General features: G+C 47.4%; 5 protein-coding genes. 1 reads left to right on the top strand and 4 read right to left on the bottom strand.

Annotated features, from left to right (window positions below; genetic code table 11):
• On the bottom strand, nucleotides 1–977 hold a 977-nt coding region (gene fabF / locus C1T29_RS07005), incomplete at its 3' end, for a beta-ketoacyl-ACP synthase II (protein ID WP_208945716.1).
• A gap of 21 nt (nucleotides 978–998) precedes the next feature.
• Nucleotides 999–1,937 (bottom strand): beta-ketoacyl-ACP synthase III, encoded by a 939-nt coding sequence (locus C1T29_RS07000; protein ID WP_208945642.1) that lies wholly within the window; start codon nucleotides 1,935–1,937, stop codon nucleotides 999–1,001.
• 168 nt (nucleotides 1,938–2,105) lie between these two features.
• Here C1T29_RS07000 and C1T29_RS06995 point away from each other — a divergent pair, with 168 nt between their 5' ends.
• A complete protein-coding gene (locus C1T29_RS06995; protein ID WP_020450928.1) occupies nucleotides 2,106–2,348 on the top strand; it encodes a hypothetical protein in 243 nt (80 codons plus the stop codon).
• A 52-nt stretch (nucleotides 2,349–2,400) separates the two neighbouring features.
• Here C1T29_RS06995 and C1T29_RS06990 read toward each other — a convergent pair whose 3' ends face one another.
• Nucleotides 2,401–2,586: a ComZ family protein gene (locus C1T29_RS06990; protein ID WP_011197761.1), complete on the bottom strand. Its 186-nt coding sequence runs from the start codon at nucleotides 2,584–2,586 to the stop codon at nucleotides 2,401–2,403.
• A 10-nt stretch (nucleotides 2,587–2,596) separates the two neighbouring features.
• The gene (locus tag C1T29_RS06985; protein WP_020450927.1) at nucleotides 2,597–3,550 is read right to left on the bottom strand and encodes a BMP family ABC transporter substrate-binding protein; all 954 of its coding nucleotides are present in this window, start codon (nucleotides 3,548–3,550) and stop codon (nucleotides 2,597–2,599) included.
• Nucleotides 3,551–3,598: the final 48 nt, after the last annotated feature.

The raw sequence follows: 3,598 nt of genomic DNA, 5'->3' as shown, positions 1-3,598 counted from the left end.
GCATGCTCTCCGCCCACTTCTTTAATGGCGATCGTTTCAAATTTATCATTGTCCGGCGTGCTTGTTCCGTGCGCATTGATATACTCAATGCTATCAGGCGACAGACCCGCATCTTTGATCGCTTCTTTCATGGCTCTGACGCCGCCTTCCCCATTTGGCGCAGGGGCCGTGATATGATAGGCGTCTCCCGTTGATCCGTAGCCGACCACTTCCGCATAGATTGTCGCTCCGCGGTTTAACGCATGCTCAAGCTCCTCAAGAACGACGATTCCCGCTCCTTCTCCCATGACGAAGCCGTCGCGGTTTTTGTCAAACGGGCGGCTTGCCGTTTTCGGATCCGGATTAGTGGAGAGCGCTTTATTGGCGGAAAAGCCGGCAAACGACATTCTTGTAAGCGGGGCTTCCGTTCCTCCGGAGATCATGACATCTGCATCGCCGCGCTGAATGACTTTAAAGGCGTCGCCGATTGAGTTCGTACCCGTCGCGCAAGCCGTCACCGTACAAGAGTTGACACCTTTTGCACCGAGAGAAATCGAAATCTGGCCGGTCGCCATGTCAGGAATCATCATCGGTACAAAGAACGGGCTGACGCGCCGCGGTCCTTTTGTTAAAAATGTTTCGAACTGCTGTTCAAGCGTTTCAAGGCCGCCGATCCCGGAACCGACCCAGACGCCGACCCGGTCTGCGTTGCTCTCATTAATGTCGAGCCCCGCGTCTTCCACGGCCATTTTCGCCGACACAACGGCATATTGTGTGAAGCGGTCCATTTTTCTTGCGTCTTTTTTATCCATGTAATCTTCTATCTTAAAATCTTTCAGTTCCGCGGCTACTTTAGCTGGATACTCGTCCGCGTTCACCCTTGTAATCGGGCCGATTCCGGAAACCCCGTTAACCGCGTTGTTCCAGCTCGTTTTGACGTCATTACCAAGAGGTGATAAAGCTCCTAATCCGGTAATGACTACTCTTTTACTATTCATAAGTTGCACCTCACCTTTCTTTTATCGGCCCCAGCGCATGGCGATGGCTCCCCATGTCAAACCTCCGCCGAAGCCGACCATCACAATGACGTCACCGTCTTTTATTTTACCAGCTTCAAGCTCTTCCACAAGAGAAATCGGAATAGAAGCAGCTGATGTGTTTCCGTATTTATGAACCGTTTTAGACATTTTTTCGACTGGAAGCTCCAAACGTTCGCGCGCCGCTTCCATGATCCGGATGTTGGCTTGATGCGGCACCAAAAAGTCGACATCCTCTTTGGATAATCCGGCTTTTTCAATGACATTCACACTGGATTCACCCATTTGGCGGACGGCAAACTTGAACACTTCTCTGCCATTCATGATTGTATGATCTTTTTCATCCAAGTACAAGTGCTTTCCGCCTCTGCCGTCTGCACCGAGCTCAACAGCCAACATCCCTTTATCGTCGCGCACACGCCCGACAACAGCGGCGCCCGCTCCGGCTCCGAACAGAACAGCGGTATTGCGGTCATCCCAGTCCGTAATGCCTGAAAGCTTTTCAACTCCGATGACAAGCACATGCTTATACGTCCCGGCTTCGATAAACTGTTTTCCAGTGACTAAACCGTACATAAAACCGGCGCACGCTGCGCTGATATCCATTGCACAGGCATTGAATGCACCGAGCTTTTCTTGAATCATGCAGGACACTGTCGGGAATGCCTGGTCAGGAGTAACGGTGGCGACGAGAATCATATCAAGATCTTCCGCCTCGATGTTTGCGTCTTCCATCGCTCTTCTAGCGGCGGCCACAGCCATGTCGGATGTTTTCTCATCTTCAGCTGCGATTCTTCTTTCTTCTATGCCTGTTCTTGTACGAATCCACTCGTCAGAAGTTTCAACCATTTTTTCCAAGTCGAAATTGGTCAGCACCTTTTCAGGGATGTACCGGCCGATTCCAATAATTCCAGCTTTCATAGGAAAGACTCCTTTATTCATGATTTTTTCCAACTAATGTTATGAGTTATTATTAGTATCTGGTACTAATCCTACCCTATTTTTTTTTAGTTGGCAATATATTCGTCTAATCTAGCAGATCAAAACATTCATATAGTAGTGATATATATGAAAAAGGAGGGATGAAGAGTGGCGAACGACGATTTTTTCACAAAAATGATGTTTGGCGCAAACGCACCCGGCAGGCATGAAGAGACGGAGACGGATGCGGAAGCGGAAACCGTCGAAGACGCTGAAGTATCCCAGGAAGCCGATTATATGCACGTGTTGAATCAGGTTGGAGAAATTATGGATTCGCTCGATGAGCTGAAGCCTGTGTTTAAAGAAATCGGCTCAATGGTCAGCGCTTTGAAAAATAAGATTTCCATATAAAAAAGCCACTTCTTCTGAAAAGTGGCTTTTTAAGCGTTTGCGGGCGTTTAAGTCAGGCGTCTGAACCAGCTTCCGCTTTACCGAGCTCGTAAGCCTCGGCCATCACTTTCGTAAACAAGTTCATGAATGGCTCAAGCATTTCCGGGGAAAGTTCGATTCCCGCTTTTTCCATCTCTGCTTTCGCTTCCGGAACGTATTTCATGGCAATTTGCAAAAATTCCATTGATTTTTCGTGCATCTTGATCACCTCAATGTTCGTTTGGCAGTTTGTTTGTTTTTTTGTATTCGTCAATCAGCCGATTCATCTTTTCTTGAAATGACTGATCGACAACAGGGCTGAATTCTCCCATTTCGATGACGCCGTCTTGAATGTCAAATGAGCGCTTGCCGCCTTTAAGCGTTCCTTTATTAAACTCGTCGGCGGTGAGTTCATAAGCGTCGTCTACATGCTGTATGGTGCTTGTCAAAACGACATTCTCACCCAATTCCGACTGGTCGCTTACATAGCCGATAGCGTACAGCCCGTCCTTTTTGATTTGTTCAATGACAGGGACATTATACCCGTCTCCGGCCGGATACACAACATCCGCGCCTGCCTTCTTCATTTTTTCATACAGTTTGACGGCATTTTCGCTGTCGTCCCACTGGCCGACATATTCTGTCATCACCTCAATGTCCGGATCGAGGTATTTAGCCCCTTCGGAAAATCCTTCTACTTCAGGCTGCCATTTATACGTTGCGAGCACGCCGATTTTCTTTGTTTTTGACTGATGGGCCGCCGTCATTCCGCCGAAGAACCCCATCGCTTCTCCTTCAAGCGATATGCTTGTCACATTTGGGTGATCGGCTTTCGAGTTCATTAAAACAAAATGAATATCAGGATAATCTTTGCATATCTCATTAAAGGCTTTTTCATATTCGCTTCCGTGCCCGTAGATGAGGTTGACGCCTTTTTTGTGAAAATCTTCTACAGCCATTTTAATGGCAGCGTCATTATCGATTCCCTCTTTATAATAGACGTCGACATTGTAGACGGATTGTATTCTTAATAATCCTTTATATCCTTTGGTTCCCCATACTTGGTCATTTATCGTATCAGGGACAAGCAAACCGACTTTTTCAATTTTCCCTTTCAGCGGCGATTGTCCGCAGCCGCTTAGCGCCAGGAGAATGAAAAAAATCGCGACAAGCCTGTACACCATGCCATGTTCAACTCCCTTTCGAAAAACAGCAATTCAAATCTATCTTTA

The sequence above is a fragment of the Bacillus sp. MBGLi79 genome (assembly GCF_002953915.1).
This window is presented reverse-complemented; position numbering and strand designations above follow the sequence as displayed.

Excerpts from the sequence above, each read along its gene's own strand:
- C1T29_RS07000 (WP_208945642.1), bottom strand. The coding sequence starts at position 1,937 with ATGAAAGCTGGAATTATTGGAATCGGCCGGTACATCCCTGAAAAGGTG.
- C1T29_RS06985 (WP_020450927.1), bottom strand. The coding sequence starts at position 3,550 with ATGGTGTACAGGCTTGTCGCGATTTTTTTCATTCTCCTGGCGCTAAGC.
- C1T29_RS06990 (WP_011197761.1), bottom strand. The coding sequence starts at position 2,586 with ATGCACGAAAAATCAATGGAATTTTTGCAAATTGCCATGAAATACGTT.